This window comes from Nitrospirota bacterium (assembly GCA_016219645.1).
Lineage (GTDB): Bacteria > Nitrospirota > Nitrospiria > Nitrospirales > Nitrospiraceae > Palsa-1315.
Map to the genome: position 1 here is coordinate 107,504 of JACRLR010000019.1, position 18,386 is coordinate 125,889.

Consider the following 18,386-nt stretch of genomic DNA (forward strand, 5'->3'; position numbering starts at 1 on the left):
ACAGAATCACGACGGAACATGCAATGGGAGAGGCGCGCCTTTGCACGGCGGCTATTCCTTCTCTGCCTTCATCGCCTGCTGTTTCTGCTTCTCGGCTTCTTTCAGTGCCGTCTTGGCCTCCTCGGCGTTCCTCTTGGCGTCCGCGAGATCTTTCGTCGCGTCTTCATCCAGCTTGATCGCCTCGTTGAGGAGCTTCTCTGCCTGGGCGAGTTTGTCGTCCTCGATCTTCTTCTCTTCCGGCCGGCTCGGAGGAATTGTGGCCACGTGCATGCGTTGTTCCTGGAGCTTCTTCTCGGCCTCGCGGCGAAGCTGCTCAATCATCCGCTGCTCGGCCTCGACTTGTTTCAGCCGCGCTTCAGCCCTGTTCTTACGCTCAACGGCCGCAAGATAGCCGTCCCAGGCCTTTTCCGTCCTCTGTGCCAGGCCAGGATCGACTGCCCGACCTTCGACGGTCTTCGGTTCAGCGAGATCTGGAGCGTCAGCACTTACAGGGACGTCTTGCAGGATGCTTGACGGATGTGAAGGCCGGCTAAATAGATCGCTTCCGGATTTGAGTTTCAGCTCCTGTGTCTCCATCCGTTTGAATCCGAGATCCGTTCGCCCCAAGGAGTTTTTGAGATTGGACATGAGCACTTGGTGTCTGCGTTCCCTTTCTTCCTGTTCACGCCTTCTCAATTCTTCGAGCCTAATCCTTTCTTGGTCCATTTCCCAAGCCCGCTGCATCCGGTTCATCTCAGCTTGTCGTGCATTGGCTTCCATGCTCTCCCGGATCGCATTTCCCAGCGCGGAGCCAAAAGCCCCGGCCAACCCGAGCGCGGCCTGCTCGCGAGAAGAATACCCTCCACCACCGAACGATCCTCCAGCACTACTTCCAGGAATACAGCCGAGCCCCCCTTGATTAGTGATCGTTCCACCTTGCTGTGCGCACCATCTTGCATACTCGTTAGCCTGAGCCCCTTCGCCGATGGCAAATACCACGGCTGTAGAAATTCCATGCCAGCTGACAAGAATCAGACTTGCCACTGTGAGCATTGGTCCAGTATGCCCAGATCTATTCATGGTGTTTCCCCTCATTATTTCACCTTCAATTCCCACTCATAGATTTTGTCCTGTGCAGCGCGGGCGTCGGGACTGTCCGGGACGAGGACGATAAACCGCTTCATGCTTTCGATTGCGCTGGCATAGCGGTTCTCCTCGGCCAAGACCAGCGAACGGTTAAAGTGCGCTTCTGCCCACCAAGGCGCCACGGCAATCGCAGCATCGTATTTGGCGATGGCTTCTTCGTATCGTTTATCCTGGACCAGCGATTCCGCCTGTAGAACGAATCGACGTGCGGTTTCAGGGAGGCTTACTGACTTCGGCGAGGAACGGACGAGTCGACCCAAAGCCTCCAGAACCATCTCCATCTGCCCAGGTCCAGGAGCAGTCCGGTAGGCTTCGGCATAGAGGGTTAGAGCGGTGGGCCAGTCACCCATCGTTTCCTTAGTTTTGATCTGCTGTAGCAACTTGGCGTATACTTCATTCCTTCTGCGGTGACCAAATTCCGCAGCAGGCGTCACACATTTATCCACAGCTGAGTCAATGGCCTGGAAGACACGCCATCCGGTTCCTTCGGAAGATCCCTGCCAGAGAATGATGCCTGACTTTAGCTCTGAGAGACGGCAGTCGAGGATGACGACAGCTTCAAGCGTATTCCTGTCCCGTCTTGCCACATGAAACTGCCGAATGGAGGCTGACATTAGGAGAGGCTCTTCCGGTCCACCCGTGGTCGTACCATTGGACCGAAAGATAGGGTGGAGTCCAGCATCCATCAAATGAGTTGAAAATGCGGATCGAATCAAATCTGTGCGCGACAGGTCGGCAGTCAGACCAGGTCCGAGATAGGTGGGATCCCGTTGGTATTCAGGGGCAGCTGTTGTCTCTTCCACCTGCTCAACGATTACCATCGCTTTGCCGATTGGGTTAGGGGTGGGACGCTCGTAATACCCTTTCAGTGGCATGACTAAAGGCGCTTTGGCGCAGCCAGTGGTCATGAGTAGGACAGCTCCGACGCATGCTACGACGGGTGGGGCATATTTCGTTAATATCATTGTCCGTTTCAGTGACCAGAGCCACTGTCTCGTTTCTTCTCAGACATCTACTTCTTGAGAGATCCCGTTGTCGCTCCGAAGACGCTTCTCGATTGACCCACCGATTCTCCAAGCGTATTCAAAGCGTCACCGGTTTGCCGCATAGTCTCCTCTGTGGATCCTGGCACTTGCGACCGCTGGTCTGAGCCCACAGTGCCATGGCTATTGGTTTCTAGCTCCCACTCATAGAGCTTGTCCTGGGCCGCCCGGGCATCGGCGCTATCTGGCGTCAGGAGGACAAAATGCTTCATTCCAGCTATCGCTTCGTGGAAGCGATTCTGGTTGGCGAGCACCAAGGCTCGATTGAAATGGCCCTCGGCCCACCAGGGTGCAATCTCCAAGGCTTTCTTGTAGAGAGCCACGGCTTCTTCATACCGTTTCCTCTCTACGAGACTCGTCGCTTGTACGCCGAACTTGCGCGCTTCCTCCGGCAGGGCTGGCTTGCTCGGCATCTTCCGCAATACCCGTGCGATGCCTGCGAGTGTGGATGAAGTCTGTTCCAGGCCCATTGCAGAACGGTAGGCTTGCATGTAGAGCAAAAGCGTTCCCTGAAGATCACCGGATGTCTCTCGTTCCTGTACTTTCGCCAGCATGCGGGTCTGCGCCTCTCCTTGCAGTTTGGCGCTGAGCTGCCGGATTCCAGATTTAGCAATCAGATTCCCCACGGCATCCTCAATGGCGTCACGCACGACAGTGCTACGCTCTTGGTTCCACCTCACGTTCTGAGCGATTTCCACATCACTATACTCATGCATCGCCAATTCGGCCTTTCCTTCAATAGTTCCCTGCCACAATGGTGTGGCTTGGCCTGGCTGGAATAGCTGGCAATCCATCACCACATTCGCCTTAATTTTGTCCAAGTGGCCAGCATTGGCGATCAACACAATAATTAAGGACAGATCGTTTGTGACCGCAAACGAACGGAGCTTCGCGTGAAGTACCAAATGCCCTTCCGGCAGCGAACGAACCTGATCCAGGCCTGTTTCGGTGCGAGCCATTGCCGACAGGCCCATTTTACTCAGGCCAGCCGTCACCCCATCTTGGATGACCTCCGCCCGGTGTCGATCGGCCCGATACTGATTGGTATCGTGACGGAGTGGCACTAGCATCAAAAATCCCCAATGCGAGACATCTTGTCCCAGCGACTTTGGATCCTTTTGCTGTTCAAGATTCGTAACGGCATCTTCCACACGCAGCACCGACACCACCGGGGTCTTTTGTTCTTGTTGACCGGGAGCCTGCCACAGATTCGCTGTTGGCATCATTACTTGACGAGTGCAGCCGGTCATGGCAACGAAGGCGCAAACCACTACTATCAACGATTTCCAGCGCCTATCCCGGCTGTAACTCCTACTCATTGAGGTGACCTCTTGCATGGTTTGACCCTTCCTCCCGGCTCGTGGCGTTGTTTTCCCTCTATTATTTCTTTTCTAACTCCCACTCATAGATCTTATCTTGCGCCGCGCGGGCATCGGGTGAATGAGAGGCAAGCACGAGAAAGAGTCTCATGCTCGCAACCGCATCGTGGTAGCGATTTTGACTGGCCGCCACCAACGCACGATTGAAATGGCCCTCCGCCCACCATGGCGCGAGTTCCAAGGCTTGGTCGTAGAGCGCAAGCGCTTCGTCGTACCGCTTCTTTTCGACAAAGCTCGTGGCTTGTACCCCATACCTTCGTGCTTCTTCCGGGAGCGCAGCCTTATCGGACTGGGCGCGGGTCAATCGAGCAATAGCGTTGATGACCGGCAACGACCGATCTTCTGTATCGGCCAAACCGTATGCCTTGGCATAGAGCTGCAAAGCCTGCGGTAACATCCCGACGGTTTCCGCCTCCTGGCTTGCCTTGACCGCCTTTGCGTAGGCCTCCCTGCGGAGCAGCGCGCTGATTGAGTGGAGGCCGGACTTCGTCATGAATTCCTGGACAGCTGAGTCGAGGGCTTTACGGACGACCCAGGGTTTATGCAGTTTCCAGTCGATTTTCATTGCGTCGGTGATCTCGCCCTCGTCCGCTTTTCCTTCAGCGATGCCTTGCCACAGAGGCATGGGATTACCGGGTTGATGCACTTGACATTCGAGTGCAACTCTGGTCTCCAATTTCCCATACCCGCCCACGGTGTCCAGGATCAGCGTGATGAAGGAGACCGAGTTACTGACCTCTATCGAACGAATCTTGGCTGACACCACCAGATGACCTTCAGGGAGATGAGTCAATTGGTCGAGCCTTCGGTCTGGTTGATAGGCCATAGTCAATCCAGCCTCGCTCAGTTTGGTGGTGAAGGCATCCCGAACGATATCGGTTCGCTGATTGTCGCTGAGGTACTCATTCCATGTCCAAGCGATGGGGATTGGCCCAATCAAGAAAAATCCGCTCGTGCCATCTCCGAGATAATGTGGATCTTTTTGATATTCTGAAGCTTGGGTCGTATCTTCGACGCGCAGTAACGTTACCGCTGGTTTTTTCACTGCCAATGAATCAGAAGCTCGATGCATATCGTTCATAGTGATCACGACTTGGCTGGTGCATCCAACTCCTAACATGCCCCATAGCCCCAGGATTGCGGCCAGTACCCAGTGTCCATTGGTTTTCATTTCCGTCCTCCCTCTTGAAACGACTAGAGTCAGAACATTGTGCCTTCGCGGCATCATCACACGTAATGGAACTTTGCAGCGAATCCTCTGAAAACTATAGCAGGCTTCGTCAAATCTGTTTGGAGAACCAACGGGGCATTCCACATTTCTCGGCGCGGGGGTGGGGCTCAGAGCGGACATCACCGGAGGAGCGGGGACCCGTCGAGGCGCGGCGCGGAAGGAAAGCTGGAACTGATGGAAGGCACGCGACTGCCTAGTCGCGCCTGATGGAATTCCAGAAGGATTCCGCCGGGACGCGCCCGAAGGGGTCGCTCCGGGAGGTGCGGGAGCGGTTGAGCCCCACCCCCGCCCGGCGGTATTTCCCCCTGCGCCTCAAGTCTTGCGGTACGACATTCTGCCAGGTCAAGAAGATCGCAGTGCGGCACTTGGGGGCTGGGGACTGCGAGGTCGCGTTCGCGATGCAAAGGAAGGGTTGACTCCCTCAGTGAAGCCTATAGAATCCACCGCGAGTTGGTGCATCCATACAACCTAAACAGGTGGCTGTATTATTGTGAGACTTGACCCGGTTCGTGCCAGGCTATGATGGCTACATGAAATTTTCTTGGGATCCGAAGAAGGCCTCTGCTAATCTGAAAAAGCATGGCGTCTAATTGAAGAGGCCTCAACGGTCTTCCGCGACGTGCTTTCGGTCACCGGCTCCGATCCAGACCATTCTGAGAAGGAACACCGATTCGTGACCTTTGGCATTTCGAGTCAGGGTCGCCTTATGGTCGTGGCGCATACCGAGGAAGGTGAACACGTTCGCATTATCAGTGCTCGTCCGGTAACGAGACAGGAACGGAGGATCTATGAAGAGGGAAAGTCGTAAAGCGGTCGACGAATTGCGGTCAGAATACAGGCGTTCGGACTTCGGCAAGCTTGTGCGCGGGAAGTATGCTGCTCGGGTCGCTGCGGAGACAAACGTAGTCGTTCTCGAACCTGAGATCGCCGAAGCATTTCCGAATGCGAAGGCGGTTAATGAGGCATTGCGAGGACTCTTGGATGTCGCGGCGACCACTGCACGCCTAACTTATCGCCCAACCGTACGCGCCAAGCAGCAGCGTGCTGGTTAGCTCTACGTTAGACAGCAGGCGAGTTCTATTGAAGCCGAGCACTCTCAGGTAGGACCACTTCAGGCAGCGGCAAGCATCACTTTTCTATCCAGTTACAGCTTATTGGGGATACGTTCGGCGTAGCCGGTCAGTTCCATGTAGCCCTGTCCCGTGATCGGCTGTCCCTCTCTTGTGCCGCGGGCTTCGATCGCGCCTTCCCAATAGGTCACTTGGGTACTCCGTGTCGTGATGAGTTCCTGCCCGGCCATGAGCGGAACGACATCGAGAGCGAGTTGTTGTGAGGGAATCGTCAGCCGCCAACGCTGCGGATAGCGTGCGTGGCTGGTCTGGCTTGTCCAATAACTCAACGGCTCCAGGGTGAAGTCTCCGAGCGAGAGATGGTGCCCACGTCCGTCGCGGTCGACCAGCGTGCCACTTGAAGCAGGATCGGCTGATCCATCCCTTCGGCGAAGTCGATAGAGCATCAATTCCCTCTGGTCGTCCAGTTGCAGGCTGAACCAGTCCCATCCGACCAAATCCTTCCCAAGGTCGGCAGAACCGAACTCATGGTCCATCCAACTCTTGCCGGTCACGTCGAACGTTTCGCCTCCGATCGTGACGGTGCCGGTCGTGGCCAGCCTGGTGAAGGAATAATAGTGGGAGGCCGCGACCGAGCCTTTGCGGCTGATGCCGCCGGTGCCATGCACGACAAGCGGTTTTTCCGGCGAGACGGTGAAGTGTATGGCAAGTTCTCCGTCTGCTGCCCGGAGAGTCTGTGTGTCGGGAGCTGCCGATGGCGATTCAGCGCTCCAGTTATCGATCCAGACGTGGAGTCGATCACGCCCGGCGCCGGCCTTGCCCAAGCCTGACCTGCTCATTTTCTCTGCATAATGAAACCGTCCATTGCTGAGATCGCTCACGGCAAAATGGGCCAGGTAGAGATGTGTGACGGCCCACTGGGACGGCAGGGTCTTTGTCTGCTCCCGGGGCATGCCACGGCGGAAGAAGGTCAGCTCATAGCCGAATGCCCGGCCGTTCTTCGCCGTGAGTTGGCCCGTGTAGTACCACCACTCGGTACGAAATTCTTCATGCGCCCCGTGATCGCGCGGGAAGGCGTATCGGTAGCCTTCTGTCGCGACTCGGAATTCCTCTGCCATATCGGCTGCCTGTCCTGGCACGACGACCAGCAGACTGCTCGCCAGGAACAGTATGTGTCGAAGCTGAGGCCACAACTTGTGCATGTGCAATGGATGCTCCGAACGGGATGAGAATGATCGCGTGCGCTTATACCATGCTTCGGCAGACAGCACAAATCGCCTGTGTTGACGCTGGTTTTTATGCATTCGACTGTTGGGTGTTGCGCGGCTCGCGCCGTTGACAACTTTGTCAGCCATCAGCTATCGTGAGCCATGCAGACCGATCACGGGCGAGAGCCTCACGAGCGCGATCATCGCGATACGACCACGCCGTTTCCCATTCCCGCGCGGATTCCGGTATTTCCGCTCCCGAACGTTGTGCTGTTCCCCAAGACCTATCTCCCGCTGCATATTTTTGAGCCGCGCTACCGCGCGATGATCTCGGATGCGGCCATGAGTGGACAGTGCGTCGGTATGGCCCTGCTGAAAGAGGGATGGGAAGTAGACTATTGTGGCCACCCCCCTGTGTTCTCCAGAGGCTGTGTCGGTCGGCTGGCCAACGTCCAGCCGCTCGCCGATGGACGCTCCAATATTCTGCTGCAAGGGCTGGAGCGGTTTGAAATTGAACGGGAGTGGTATGACAAGGTCTATCGTGAGGCCACGATTTCTCTTGTGGCCCGGGATAGAGAGGCATCGCTTGATCCGGCAGTCCGTCGGCGCCTCTTCGCCGTTCTCGAGTCCTATCTCCGATCCCGCGATGACATGCCGACATGGCAGGAGATATTCCGGGAAGAAGCGAGCGACGAGATTGTCATCAATGCTCTGTCCACCTACTTGGAGTGTACGCCTTTGGAAAAGCAGTTCCTGTTGGAGGCCGAGAGTCTCCAGCAACAAGCCCGCCGTCTGAACGATCTCATCGAGTTTATGATTCACGATCGACCCGGCGCGAAGGGCTGGGGTTGATGGATCGCGCTACTGCCATCGAGGTTTCTCACCTGACGAAAGCCTATGACGGCCATACCGCTGTTTCCGATCTGTCGTTTCAGGTCTATGCAGGCGAAATTTTCGGTTTGCTGGGACCGAACGGCGCGGGGAAAAGTACTACGCTCCGGACGCTTATCACGCTGCTCACGCCGACGTCGGGCGCAGCGAGCGTGTTAGGCCACGATACGGTGCGCGAAGCGGATGTCGTCCGGAAACTGATCGGCTACGTGCCTCAAGAGCGGGCCATCGATCGTTTTCTCACCGGCCGGGAACATCTCGAACTCCTCGGCGCCCTGTACCATCTGCCCAAAGCCGAAGCCGCAAAACGCATTGCCGAATTGCTGAAGCTTGTAGAGCTGGAAGAGTCTGCTGATCGCCCGGCGAAAACGTACTCCGGGGGCATGAAGCGGAAACTCGACATTGCCTGCGGCCTCTTGCCGGATCCCAAGATCTTGTTCCTCGATGAGCCGACACTCGGTTTGGATGTGCAGAGCCGGCTCCGGATTTGGGATTATGTGCGGATGTTGAAGGAACGCGGCATGACGATCGTGATGACGACGAACTATCTGGATGAGGCGGACCAGCTCTGCGATCGGTTGGCGATCATCGATAAGGGAAAAATTATGACGCTGGGATCGCCGACTGAGCTGAAGGTCGGACTGGGTGGCGATATTGTGTCATTGACCTTGAAGGATCAGAGCAAGATCTCCACATTGGTGTCGGCATTGACGAAGCAACCAGCGATGCGAGCGGTCAAGGCGACGCCGACCGGCCTGGATATCCGGGTCGAATCACCCGAGAAGGCCCTGCCCGCCATCCTTGAGTCTGCCAATCGATTGGACTGTCAACTGGAGTTTATTGAGTATCACCGGCCTCGGCTGGACGACGTGTTCATCGCCCATACGGGCCGCCGCATTCAGGATGAGGCCACGAATGTCGCGGAATGATGGATGGTCAATGGTAAATGTTCAATCAAGACCGAGTCTCTTCATGAACCATTTCACATTAAACATGCAACATTGAGCGGAGCGATGAGCGACTACTGGCAAGAAATCAGCGCCTTGACGATGCGGTGGGTCCGGCGGCTCAGCCGCGAGAAATTCAGCATGTTGTTCACGCTCGTGCAGCCCATGCTGTTCTGGCTCATCTTTTTCGGCAACCTGTTTCAGCGGGTCGCGGATGGGCAAGTCACGCAGGCTCCCGACTACATTAGCTTTCTCACGGCGGGTGTCGTCATCATGACGGTGCTCAACAATGGCCTTGCCGGGGGTGTCGATCTGCTGTTCGACAAAGAAAATGGATTTCTCGAGCGGTTGATGACCACCCCGATTCATCGGACATCCGTCATCCTGAGCCGCTTTATTTTCGTGATGACGATTACGTCGCTCCAAGTGCTGGTGATCATCGGAGTGGCCTTTCTATTCGGCGTTCAGCCGGCGACGGGGCTCCTTGGTATTGCCGCGATCTTGATGATCGGGATGCTCTTCGGTGTCGGCCTCACCGCGATTTCCATGGCGATGGCCTTTTCTGTGAAGAGTCACGGCGACTTTTTTTCGGTCTTGGGATTTCTGTCGCTTCCGATGATTTTCTTGAGCTCGGCGCTCGTACCCTTGGCTGGGATGCCGGCCTGGATGGGGTTCCTGGCGCGCTTTAATCCGATGACCTGGGCGATCGATGCGGTGCGGCCCCTGATTTTGTCCGGCTGGACAGAGGCGCTTCCCCATGTTGGGATGGTTGTGGTGGTCATGGTGATCTTTGACGCGCTCTGCCTCTACGGGAGCGCCAAGGTGTTCCGTCGGGCAATGGGCTGATGCAAGAATCCGTTCGGAGTTCCAGCATGCTCGTAAACGAGAGTCAAATCCGGGCCCTGATCCGGCTGTTGGCTGATGAGGACGAGAAGATTGTCCAGACGATCAGCGGGAAGCTCATCGACATCGGCCCTTCAGCGGTTCCCCTGCTTCAGGAAGCGGAAATCGAACAGCCGGAAATGGCTGATCGTCTTGTTTCGGTGCTCGAGGAGATCCGCGGGGGAGACCTTGAGGATGAACTGATGCAGCTGGTGGCGCTCCCGGATGGCCAGATGGATCTCGAGCAGGGTGCGTTCTTGATCGCTCGATATGCCTATCCTGCCCTGACGGTAGCCTCCTATACGAGGCAGCTCGATGAAATGGCGCAGGAAGTACAGGATCGGATCGGCCCTCGAGCTTCGGGAGAGGAAACGATCAAGACGTTGAACCGATACCTCTTTACGGAGCAGGGATTCAAGGGTAATACGAAAAATTACTATGAATTGGAAAATAGCTATCTCAACTGCGTGATTGATCGACGAACGGGGATCCCCATCAGCCTGTCGACGGTCTACCTGCTCGTCGGGAAGCGGCTGGGTCTTCCGGTTCATGGCATCGGGATGCCGGGTCATTTCTTAGTGAAGTACGAGTCGGATCGCTACAAAGTGTTTGTCGATTGTTTTAACGGGGGAGCGTTGCTGACCGAAAAGAATTGTCAGCGATTTCTTACCGAGGCCGGCTATGGATTTGACGAGAAATACCTGCAGCGGAGTCCGGTGCGCGCAATTCTGTCCCGCATGATCAAAAATCTCTTAGCCATCTATGCGAAACTCGATGATCCGCTCAAGAAGGCCCGCCTGACGAAATTCATCGAGATTCTCGGGTGCGACAACCGGGAAGGCGGACTGTAACGCTCGCAGATCAGTCTGTCCGGTCTATTCGGTCTATCTGGTGCGATGAACAAGAGAGCAGAGTGCGGAAAACCTACGCAGGATGCTCAAAAAGTTCCTCCAGCAAGGCCGCAGCCGATGAAAGCACCGCAGGCGTAGCCTCAGGGCTACGTTGAGGATGCTTTCGAGGGGAGAACGCCGCTGGCGGGCTTTTTCAGCATCCTGCTAGAGTTTGATTGCCATTAAGTCCTGTGCAACGACGATCTTCCCTCCGAACGCTTCTCCTGCCTGCTCCCTCACATTGTATCGGTCGGTCATCGGATAGAAATGGGACAGTACGAGCCGGCCGATTCCGGCTTCTCTCGCCACTTGTCCACATTGACCCGCATGCAGGTGGACCGGGTTCGGACGGCTGGCCGGGAAGGAACAATCCAGCACAGCGAGATCGGCGTCTCCACAAAGGCGCACGAGGCTGTCGCAGTACTGCGAATCGCCGGAATAGGCCAGAGCTTTCCCGCCATACTCGATTCGATACCCCAAGCAGTGGAGGTTCTCTGTGTGGGTCACAGTTCGAGGAATCACGGTCGTGGTTCCGATCATAAATGCCCGATCGGTTACTTCTTTGAAGTGAACCGGGAATAGCGCCCGACTAAAGCCCGGCAGGGTCGCGAAGAGAGTTCGGAAGAGTTTCTTGGTTCCGCGAGGGCCGATGACGGTCAGCGGCGGCCTGGTTCCTCTCTGGTATTTGGTAAAGATCATGGCATCGAAGAAATAGGTGATGAAATCGGAAAAATGATCGGCGTGGTAATGGGAGAAGAGAATGTGGGTAATCCGATGCCGGTTCACGCCAGTTTTGAGTAAATTCGCCAATGTGCGCGGGCCAAAGTCCAACAATAATGTGTGGTCGGTGCGGACGAGATAGCCCGAGGCTGCTCTGGTCGGATGTACGTTTGTGCCGGAGCCCAGAATCGTCAGGCGCATAGATCAAATCAGGCTTGGGATGAGGTTACGGTTGAGTCAGGCCGGATGCGGCTTTTCATTCGTTTAAGCTTAGCATAGGCCCCGGCTTCCTCTCGAAAGCTATCCCGCAGCCGAATCAGCAACGCACAGGCGACGTCGACGTCTTTGCGGCTCAGTGCCCGTTCAAAGAACGGCCTGATGAAGGCGATATGTGCGGCAAATGTGTCGCGGAACACCTTGTCGCCCTTTTGGGTCAATCGGATCTTGACACAACGCCGGTCGTCTTTCATGGAATCCCGTCGAATGAACCCCTTTGCAACGAGGCGATCAAGGACGCCCGTCAGGGTGCCCTTGGTGACCAACGTTCGGGCAGAGAGTTCGGAACAGGTGCGTCCATCCGTGTCGCCGAGCGTCGCGATCACATCGAACTGTGATGGGGTCAAGCGCAGGGACTTGATATGACGATTATCGATCAGCTCGAAGGCCAGATAGGCCTCGACGAGTGGTCGCAAGACTTTCAGATAGGGATCATCATTCAGATCCGGCAACTCCATGCCGGAGAATAGTCCGTGCTAGAACTAACCGTCAAGAGGGGAGACGGGCAGCCTGGTCGTCCTCCTGCTCGCGGAACGCGCGCCCTAAGAAGAGCCTCGTTCGACGCGCGCAATCGAGGATCGACCAGGCTGCCCTTGAAGGAACATATGGAAAGAGCGGCCAGGTGCCCTTCTTGCTCGCAGCGCCCCCACGATGAAGCGGTGGTCGCTCGATGCGCGCAGTGAAGGGCAACCTCGGCCGCTCCTCCCTTCCGTTTCACCCACTCAAATGCTTCCATTTCAGGCGCGCCTGCGTTGATTTTCTGTGATGAAAACGGTAGTTCTGTTCGCGCCGTGTCCTCTCGTACAGAACGGAAAAGAACATGAGCGTTCTGGTTCCTCGGGAAAGAATTGAGCAGACAATTCTCCTGATCCGTGGTCATCGAGTCATGCTGAGCCCAGACCTTGCCGATCTCTATGCAGTTGAGCCGCGTGCCCTTATACAGGCTGTGAAACGCAATAAGGACCGATTTCCACCCGACTTCATGTTTCAACTGACAGAGCGGGAATTCGGCCACTTGAAATCACAATTTGTGATTTCAAGTTGGGGCGGCCTCCGTAGAGCCTACCCCTATGCGTTCACCGAGCAAGGCGTGGCAATGTTATCCAGTGTGTTGCGAAGTAAGAGGGCTGTTCAAGCCAACATTGCCATCATGCGGGCCTTTGTGCGTCTCCGAGAAATGATCGGATCGAATGCTTGACCGTGCACGTTGCAATCGGACAGTTCACGGGAAAGGGGGAAGACGTTGTCAGTGAGAGAAACCGGGACATTCTGTTCTTCGAGTTTGAAATGCATCGGCAGTAGGTGAACTCGTCCAAGGAGGTGTAACGTGCGAGACCCTTCACAATTTTCCATCTCCTATACCTCCCTTGAAAGGAGTCGCCGAGGCTGCCCTTCACTGCGCGCATCGAGCGACCACGTTTCTATAATGGTCCCTCTAAGTTCGCTTGCTTGTCTCTTCAAGGGTAGCGTGGTTGATCCTCGAATGCGCTCGTCGGGCGACCGGCATCCATATGATTGATCCTTCCAAGCTTGCTCGTTATGTTCTCAGGGATGGGGGCTGATTGATCTTTCACTGCGCGCCTCTTCCCGCTGCCCCATTTCATTTTTAAGGGTAGCCTGGTCGATCCTCGATTGCGCGCGTCGAACGAGCACATTCTGATCGTGCGCGTTCCGCGAGCAGGAGGACGGCCAGGCTACCCTTCTCATCCTTCTGAGGCCGCGCGTTGCGCGAGCACAGAAGATCGTCAGCCTCCATCTCCTCCTCTGTTCCGGGAGCAAGGGATCGGCACGGGTGTCATTTCGCCTCCTTCCCCATCCTGTTATGATACTCACCCCATGAACACTTGTTCTGAATCAGGCAAAACCAATCTAGCTGCCATTGGGGTTGTCCTCGGCGTTGTGATTGCCGGCGTCTGGATATGGAAGCGTCTGTCACTCGAGACCCAGGAGTACGTGATCGATCAAGCCGTTCCTGTCGCGTTTGCGGTGTTGGTCGTCGCGATAGGACTGGGTTTATTGGCCCGGGCGATCAACCGGCGCAGGGCGCTACGGCGTGAACGTGCGAAGTTGTTGGCTGCTTTCGAACAGGCCACGGGAGAGGAGAAGAAGCTGGAGATCGCCTTTGCATTGATTGAGATGAATGGGTATCGGGCCGAAGGGCTGGAGTCTGCGATACCAGCCTTACGAGACCTCTTTGCGACGACCCTGCAGCGGGCGTTGGGCGACAAACAACACAGGATTCGTGGGATGGCAGCCAGTTACCTCGGTGTCCTGAACGACAAGACTGTCGTTCCTCTTTTGCTGAAGGCACTGGAAGACGAGCATGCCTATGTACGCTCCAGCGCAGCGTTGGGATTAGGCCGGCTGCGTGCCGGTGAGGCGAGAGAGAAATTGACGGCTGTCATGGAGGGGGATTGGGATCAAACCGTCAGGAGTCGATCGAAGGAAGCGTTGGAAAGGATCAAGTAAATCGCGCGAAGGCGCGAGACTTGCGAGAAAAGCGCGACGTGTGAAGAAGGTTGAAGGGCTCGGACCTGCGAATTCAGACCTTCGGCCTTCAGTCTTCAGCCTTCCGATTCAGCCTGTTCGTCGCTCCATTCAATATAGGCAATCTCCGGTGTGCAATTCAATCGCAAAGGAAGAAACGACCATCCGAGCCCGCGATTGACATAGAGTCTGCGTCCCGGTTCTCCATGATGCCCATCGATCCTGCCGCTGCACCCAGGTGGGAGCCAGAATGTCGGTATGCCGGGTATGCGCCATTGACCTCCGTGGCTATGTCCACAGAGGATCAGATCAACGGCGTGGTGCGCTTCCAGCTGATCGAGGATATTCGGCGCATGGGCCAGCAAGAGGTTGAAACGATTCTCTGCGCGCGGTGGTAGACAGCCCAAATCAGCCCGATGCAGGGAGGGGTCGTCGACGCCGACAATGGCGATTTCGCCACTGCCTACGGGAATGAAGGTGGTCTGGTTGATCAAAAAGGTGATCTTGTGGCGGTCGGCGAGTTCGCAGTACTGGTCGATCGGCACGCCGCTGTAGTGATCATGGTTGCCCAAGGTCACGTAGACCGGTGCAATCTTCCGCAAGCCGGCGAGAAATCGGAACAGGTGAGGCAATCCCTCTGGTACATTGAGCAGGTCGCCGGTGACAAAAATCCAGTCGGGGCGAAGTTCGCCGACGGCGGCGAGGATGAGGTCATGTCGTGGCTGATAACGGTCGAGATGCAGATCGCTCAGATGAGCAGCCCGCCGTCCGGCCAGGAGTCTGTGCCTATAGGTGAGTCGGGACACCTCGTGTGTGGAGAGCCCGATTTCCAAGTGGGGCACGAGACTAAAGAGCCGATAGAGGGGCTCGCTGAGATAATAGCCGATGACGGAACGGGTCTGATCAGGCCAGGACCCGGGACGTCGACTCATCCCATCACCCGATCCAGTTCGACGCGGTCGGAGGGAGTCACTCGATAGCCTCGCTCATAGAGATCGCTCATGCCTTGCATCAAGTCGTCCATGTTGCGCTTGTGATACCAACTGTCGAATCGTTCCGTGAGCGCTGTGACCTGCTTCGTAGTTGGGTCTCCATCATCGTACGAGAGTGAGAGGGAGCGGAACAAGTCACGAATTTCTGCAGGGCTGTACATCGCATCATCGTTCTGGTCGGCAACCAGGGCGAACTCGTAGAAAGTGAGACTGACGGAGAGTAACGCCTGTGTCTTGGCAAGATCATCTCGCGCATCGTCGATGCCACCTGGATAAGCGTGATGACAATCCATTTCTGGCTGCGACGACGGGGTGGCGTTCCAGCTGATTCCTTGCGCGGCAGGACGAGGGGTCTTTTTCGCCCTATAAAACCATGAGACGCAGTTGTTCGCCTGTGCAAAATCCTGTTTGTCTTTGTGGATCTGCCGTCCAATATGTTGGGTGAACTGTTGAAAAATTCCGTTTTCTCTACCCACTGAACTTTCTGGGAACAGAACATAGATCAGAACGGTGAGAAATACCCCTGCTCCTACGAGATTATATCCAGATCGTTGGACTCTTCGAAGGTAATCAGGACCGGTTCTTCGGTAGAAAGCTAAGAGAAAAGACATAAAAAAGTATACCATGCACGTTGGCGTATCGCGCCAGGAGATGCTGAAACAATGCATCTGAGTGAAGAGGTCTACGAGGCGATGACATGCAAATGACGAAGGGCTCTCCTGCACCATGACCATGCCGTTTTTGACAGCGCCATTGCCTGGCATCGGCGGACAAATGCGGACGATCCCCGAAGACTTTCAAGTCGAGGAGCGTCCGTTATATCTCCCTTGTGGAGAGGGTGAGCATCTCTACATCAAGATCAAAAAACGCCTGCTCTCGACTCCGGACCTCGTCCTGCGATTGTCCTCTGTCTTGGGAGTGAAAGCACAGGCGATCGGAGTGGCGGGTCTCAAAGACGCCAGGGCCGTGACCACGCAGATGGTTTCGCTCCTCGGCCTCACGGCTGACCGGCTGGATCGCCTGACAGTGGACGACCAACTCTTGTCTGTGGACGTACTTGGCCGACACCGCAATCGCTTGCGGCCCGGGCACCATGCGGGCAATCATTTTCGGTTGGTGATCCGGGATGTCGCGCCGCACGCCAGCCAGACGGTGCCTTTAGTCCTAGACATGCTGGTGCGAAGAGGCGTGCCGAACTATTTCGGCCCGCAACGGCAAGGGCGAAGCGGGCAGAACTACCAGACTGGGGCCGAATTATTGGTAGACCCAGCACGTCGAAACAGGCTGAGCCGGTCCAAGCGCATGTGGTATCTCAATGCTTATCAGTCGTACTTCTTCAATAATATATTGGCCCGACGCCTGGATCGGCTTGATCGTGTGTTGGTTGGAGACTGGGCCATGAAAATGGAGAACGGCGCCTGTTTCCCGGTCGAGGATGCCGTGAAGGAACAGCCACGAGCCGACCGGTTCGAGATCAGTCCCACCGGTATCCTATTTGGATCGCGCGCCTCGTGGGCCGGCGGAGAACCTGGCGAGATCGAACGGGCTGTGGTTGCTGAAAGTGGAGCCACGCCGGAAAGTCTCACCGAAGCCGCGAAGGCCTGTGGGTTTCGCGGTGAACGGCGCTCGCTCCGGATCCCTCTTACCGATTTGGATTGGGCCCTGGAAGGGGCGGTGCTGACCATTTCCTTTTCACTTCTGCCAGGGGCCTATGCGACGAGCGTATTACGGGAATTAATGAAGGTGAGCGAGGGGCCAGAGGCGAGGGCCAAGGGATAAGAGATAAGACGGCTCCAAACGAAATCGGGATTGTCGCCCTATGAGAGCGTGCTATTATGACTTGGCATAGACATTGGTCCCTGGCGCATCTTGCTTCCCTCTAGCCCCTAGCCTCTAGTCTATCAGGGAGTGTGATGTGAACCAGACTCAAGAAACTGTTGTATTGACCGGCCACATCATCGATTCGTTGATCCTGGCGAAGGTGCTGGACACAATTCTAATGCTGGGCGGCACGTTTGACCTCGAGGATATGCGGATCGGCAAGACCCGTGAGGAACCGTCGCGTGTCAGAATCGTCGTGCAGGCCTCGTCGGCGAAGCTGCTTAGTGAGATTCTCCATGCCATTCAACCGCATGGCGCATCGGTCGAAAGTGAACGGGATTGCCGGCTGAGTCCGGCGCCGGCGGACGGCATCTTTCCCGACGAGTTCTACGCGACCACTCATTTGCCTACTCAGGTGCGAGTCTGTGATCAGTGGGTCGAGGTGGCGGAGATCGAGATGGATCTGGGAATTCTTGTGGATCCGGTTCAACTCACGGCGAAGACTGTTCCGATGGGAGAGGTAAAACGGGGAGATCAGATCGTCATTGGCCGTGAAGGCGTGCGAGTCATCCCTCTCCAACGGCCGCGTGACCGTGATGTGTTCGGTTTCATGGAGTCTCAAGTCTCGTCCGAGCGTCCCCATGGGCGTGTTATCAGCGACATTGCCAAACGCCTGATGCAATGTCGAACAGGATTCCGGGAGGGGAAGACAGGCAGCAAGGTGCTATTGGCGGGAGGCCCGGCGATTGTCCACGCAGGAGGCCGCGAGGCGCTGGCGTGGCTCATCGGCGAGGAGTTTATCCATGTCCTGTTCTGCGGGAACGCGCTGCCGGCTCATGATATGGAAGTTGATTTCTACGGCACGTCCCTCGGTTATGGGCAGGCGGCTGGTCGCGTCGTACCGCATGGGCATGAGCACCATCTGCGAACGATTAATCGGATCAGAGCCATCGGCAGCATTGAGGCAGCGGTCAGGTCAGGAGTCGTTAAGACCGGAATTATGGCGGCCTGTGTGCGGCGGGGCGTCCTCGTTGTGATGGCCGGTACGATCCGTGATGACGGCCCCTTGCCCGGCGTGATAACTGATTCGGTAGAGGCCCAGGCAGCCATGCGTGCGGCAATCCCCGGTGTCGGATTGGCCCTGCTCGTCGCCTCGACGCTGCATGCGGTGGCGACGGGCAATTTGTTGCCTGCCACGATTCCATCCGTCTGCGTCGATGTGAATCCGGCCGTCCCGACAAAACTCGCGGATCGGGGAAGTTTTCAGGCAGTCGGGCTGGTAATGGACGCTGCTTCGTTTCTGAGCGAGCTGGCGCGTGAGCTGGGGGCTCGACTGTGATTGTCGATCTCGTTGTTGCGGTTCATTTGGTGTGTTTAGTTGATTTGGTTAGTCCGGTTCAAGCACACACACGAAACAAACCAAT

At 56.3% G+C, this 18,386-nt stretch carries 18 protein-coding genes and 1 pseudogene; 10 read left to right on the forward strand and 9 right to left on the reverse strand.

The window, feature by feature from the left end; translation table 11 throughout:
- Nucleotides 1-51 precede the first annotated feature (51 nt).
- From HZB34_08890 to HZB34_08905, 4 genes are all read right to left on the reverse strand, one after another.
- Entirely contained in the window at nucleotides 52-1,059 is a 1,008-nt protein-coding gene (locus HZB34_08890; protein MBI5316074.1) for a hypothetical protein, read from the reverse strand.
- 14 nt (nucleotides 1,060-1,073) lie between these two features.
- Nucleotides 1,074-2,033: a tetratricopeptide repeat protein gene (locus HZB34_08895; GenBank protein MBI5316075.1), complete on the reverse strand. Its 960-nt coding sequence runs from the start codon at nucleotides 2,031-2,033 to the stop codon at nucleotides 1,074-1,076.
- A 104-nt stretch (nucleotides 2,034-2,137) separates the two neighbouring features.
- Entirely contained in the window at nucleotides 2,138-3,394 is a 1,257-nt protein-coding gene (locus tag HZB34_08900; GenBank protein ID MBI5316076.1) for a tetratricopeptide repeat protein, read from the reverse strand.
- A gap of 154 nt (nucleotides 3,395-3,548) precedes the next feature.
- Nucleotides 3,549-4,718: a hypothetical protein gene (locus HZB34_08905; protein MBI5316077.1), complete on the reverse strand. Its 1,170-nt coding sequence runs from the start codon at nucleotides 4,716-4,718 to the stop codon at nucleotides 3,549-3,551.
- Nucleotides 4,719-5,308: 590 nt separating this feature from the next.
- Between HZB34_08905 and HZB34_08910 the strand changes: the two are divergent.
- Both HZB34_08910 and HZB34_08915 read left to right on the forward strand, forming a co-directional pair.
- Nucleotides 5,309-5,586: pseudogene (locus HZB34_08910) on the forward strand (BrnT family toxin).
- On the forward strand, nucleotides 5,567-5,830 hold the full coding sequence (locus tag HZB34_08915) for a hypothetical protein (protein MBI5316078.1): 264 nt from the start codon (nucleotides 5,567-5,569) through the stop codon (nucleotides 5,828-5,830). Before HZB34_08910 ends, HZB34_08915 begins: the two are co-directional and overlap by 20 nt.
- A gap of 92 nt (nucleotides 5,831-5,922) precedes the next feature.
- Here the strand turns inward: HZB34_08915 and HZB34_08920 are convergent, their stop codons facing one another.
- Nucleotides 5,923-7,050: a carotenoid 1,2-hydratase gene (locus HZB34_08920; protein ID MBI5316079.1), complete on the reverse strand. Its 1,128-nt coding sequence runs from the start codon at nucleotides 7,048-7,050 to the stop codon at nucleotides 5,923-5,925.
- A gap of 168 nt (nucleotides 7,051-7,218) precedes the next feature.
- Here HZB34_08920 and HZB34_08925 point away from each other — a divergent pair, with 168 nt between their 5' ends.
- The 4 genes from HZB34_08925 to HZB34_08940 all read left to right on the forward strand — a co-directional run bounded on the left by HZB34_08925 (nucleotide 7,219) and on the right by HZB34_08940 (nucleotide 10,627).
- Nucleotides 7,219-7,908 (forward strand): LON peptidase substrate-binding domain-containing protein, encoded by a 690-nt coding sequence (locus tag HZB34_08925; protein MBI5316080.1) that lies wholly within the window; start codon nucleotides 7,219-7,221, stop codon nucleotides 7,906-7,908.
- Nucleotides 7,908-8,876: an ATP-binding cassette domain-containing protein gene (locus HZB34_08930; GenBank protein ID MBI5316081.1), complete on the forward strand. Its 969-nt coding sequence runs from the start codon at nucleotides 7,908-7,910 to the stop codon at nucleotides 8,874-8,876. Before HZB34_08925 ends, HZB34_08930 begins: the two co-directional genes overlap by 1 nt.
- 84 nt (nucleotides 8,877-8,960) lie before the next feature.
- A complete protein-coding gene (locus HZB34_08935) occupies nucleotides 8,961-9,740 on the forward strand; it encodes an ABC transporter permease (protein ID MBI5316082.1) in 780 nt (259 codons plus the stop codon).
- 26 nt (nucleotides 9,741-9,766) lie between these two features.
- Nucleotides 9,767-10,627, forward strand: coding sequence for a hypothetical protein (locus HZB34_08940; protein ID MBI5316083.1), 861 nt, complete (start codon nucleotides 9,767-9,769; stop codon nucleotides 10,625-10,627).
- A gap of 204 nt (nucleotides 10,628-10,831) precedes the next feature.
- Here HZB34_08940 and HZB34_08945 read toward each other — a convergent pair whose 3' ends face one another.
- On the reverse strand, nucleotides 10,832-11,587 hold the full coding sequence (locus HZB34_08945) for an MBL fold metallo-hydrolase (protein MBI5316084.1): 756 nt from the start codon (nucleotides 11,585-11,587) through the stop codon (nucleotides 10,832-10,834).
- An 8-nt stretch (nucleotides 11,588-11,595) separates the two neighbouring features.
- Nucleotides 11,596-12,120, reverse strand: coding sequence for a MarR family transcriptional regulator (locus HZB34_08950; protein ID MBI5316085.1), 525 nt, complete (start codon nucleotides 12,118-12,120; stop codon nucleotides 11,596-11,598).
- Nucleotides 12,121-12,482: 362 nt separating this feature from the next.
- Between HZB34_08950 and HZB34_08955 the strand changes: the two genes are divergently transcribed.
- The gene (locus HZB34_08955; GenBank protein MBI5316086.1) at nucleotides 12,483-12,860 is read left to right on the forward strand and encodes an ORF6N domain-containing protein; all 378 of its coding nucleotides are present in this window, start codon (nucleotides 12,483-12,485) and stop codon (nucleotides 12,858-12,860) included.
- Between the two features lie 638 nt (nucleotides 12,861-13,498).
- On the forward strand, nucleotides 13,499-14,131 hold the full coding sequence (locus HZB34_08960) for a HEAT repeat domain-containing protein (protein MBI5316087.1): 633 nt from the start codon (nucleotides 13,499-13,501) through the stop codon (nucleotides 14,129-14,131).
- 95 nt (nucleotides 14,132-14,226) lie between these two features.
- Here the strand turns inward: HZB34_08960 and HZB34_08965 are convergent, their stop codons facing one another.
- Both HZB34_08965 and HZB34_08970 read right to left on the reverse strand, forming a co-directional pair.
- Entirely contained in the window at nucleotides 14,227-15,081 is an 855-nt protein-coding gene (locus tag HZB34_08965; GenBank protein MBI5316088.1) for a metallophosphoesterase, read from the reverse strand.
- Nucleotides 15,078-15,617 carry a hypothetical protein gene (locus HZB34_08970; protein ID MBI5316089.1) on the reverse strand — a complete coding sequence of 180 codons (540 nt, stop codon included), beginning with the start codon at nucleotides 15,615-15,617 and terminating at the stop codon, nucleotides 15,078-15,080. Before HZB34_08970 ends, HZB34_08965 begins: the two co-directional genes overlap by 4 nt.
- A gap of 250 nt (nucleotides 15,618-15,867) precedes the next feature.
- Between HZB34_08970 and HZB34_08975 the strand changes: the two genes are divergently transcribed.
- Both HZB34_08975 and HZB34_08980 read left to right on the forward strand, forming a co-directional pair.
- Nucleotides 15,868-16,920, forward strand: a complete 1,053-nt coding sequence (locus tag HZB34_08975; GenBank protein MBI5316090.1) for a tRNA pseudouridine(13) synthase TruD — start codon at nucleotides 15,868-15,870, stop codon at nucleotides 16,918-16,920.
- Nucleotides 16,921-17,056: 136 nt separating this feature from the next.
- The gene (locus tag HZB34_08980; protein ID MBI5316091.1) at nucleotides 17,057-18,301 is read left to right on the forward strand and encodes a TIGR00300 family protein; all 1,245 of its coding nucleotides are present in this window, start codon (nucleotides 17,057-17,059) and stop codon (nucleotides 18,299-18,301) included.
- Nucleotides 18,302-18,386 lie beyond the last annotated feature (85 nt).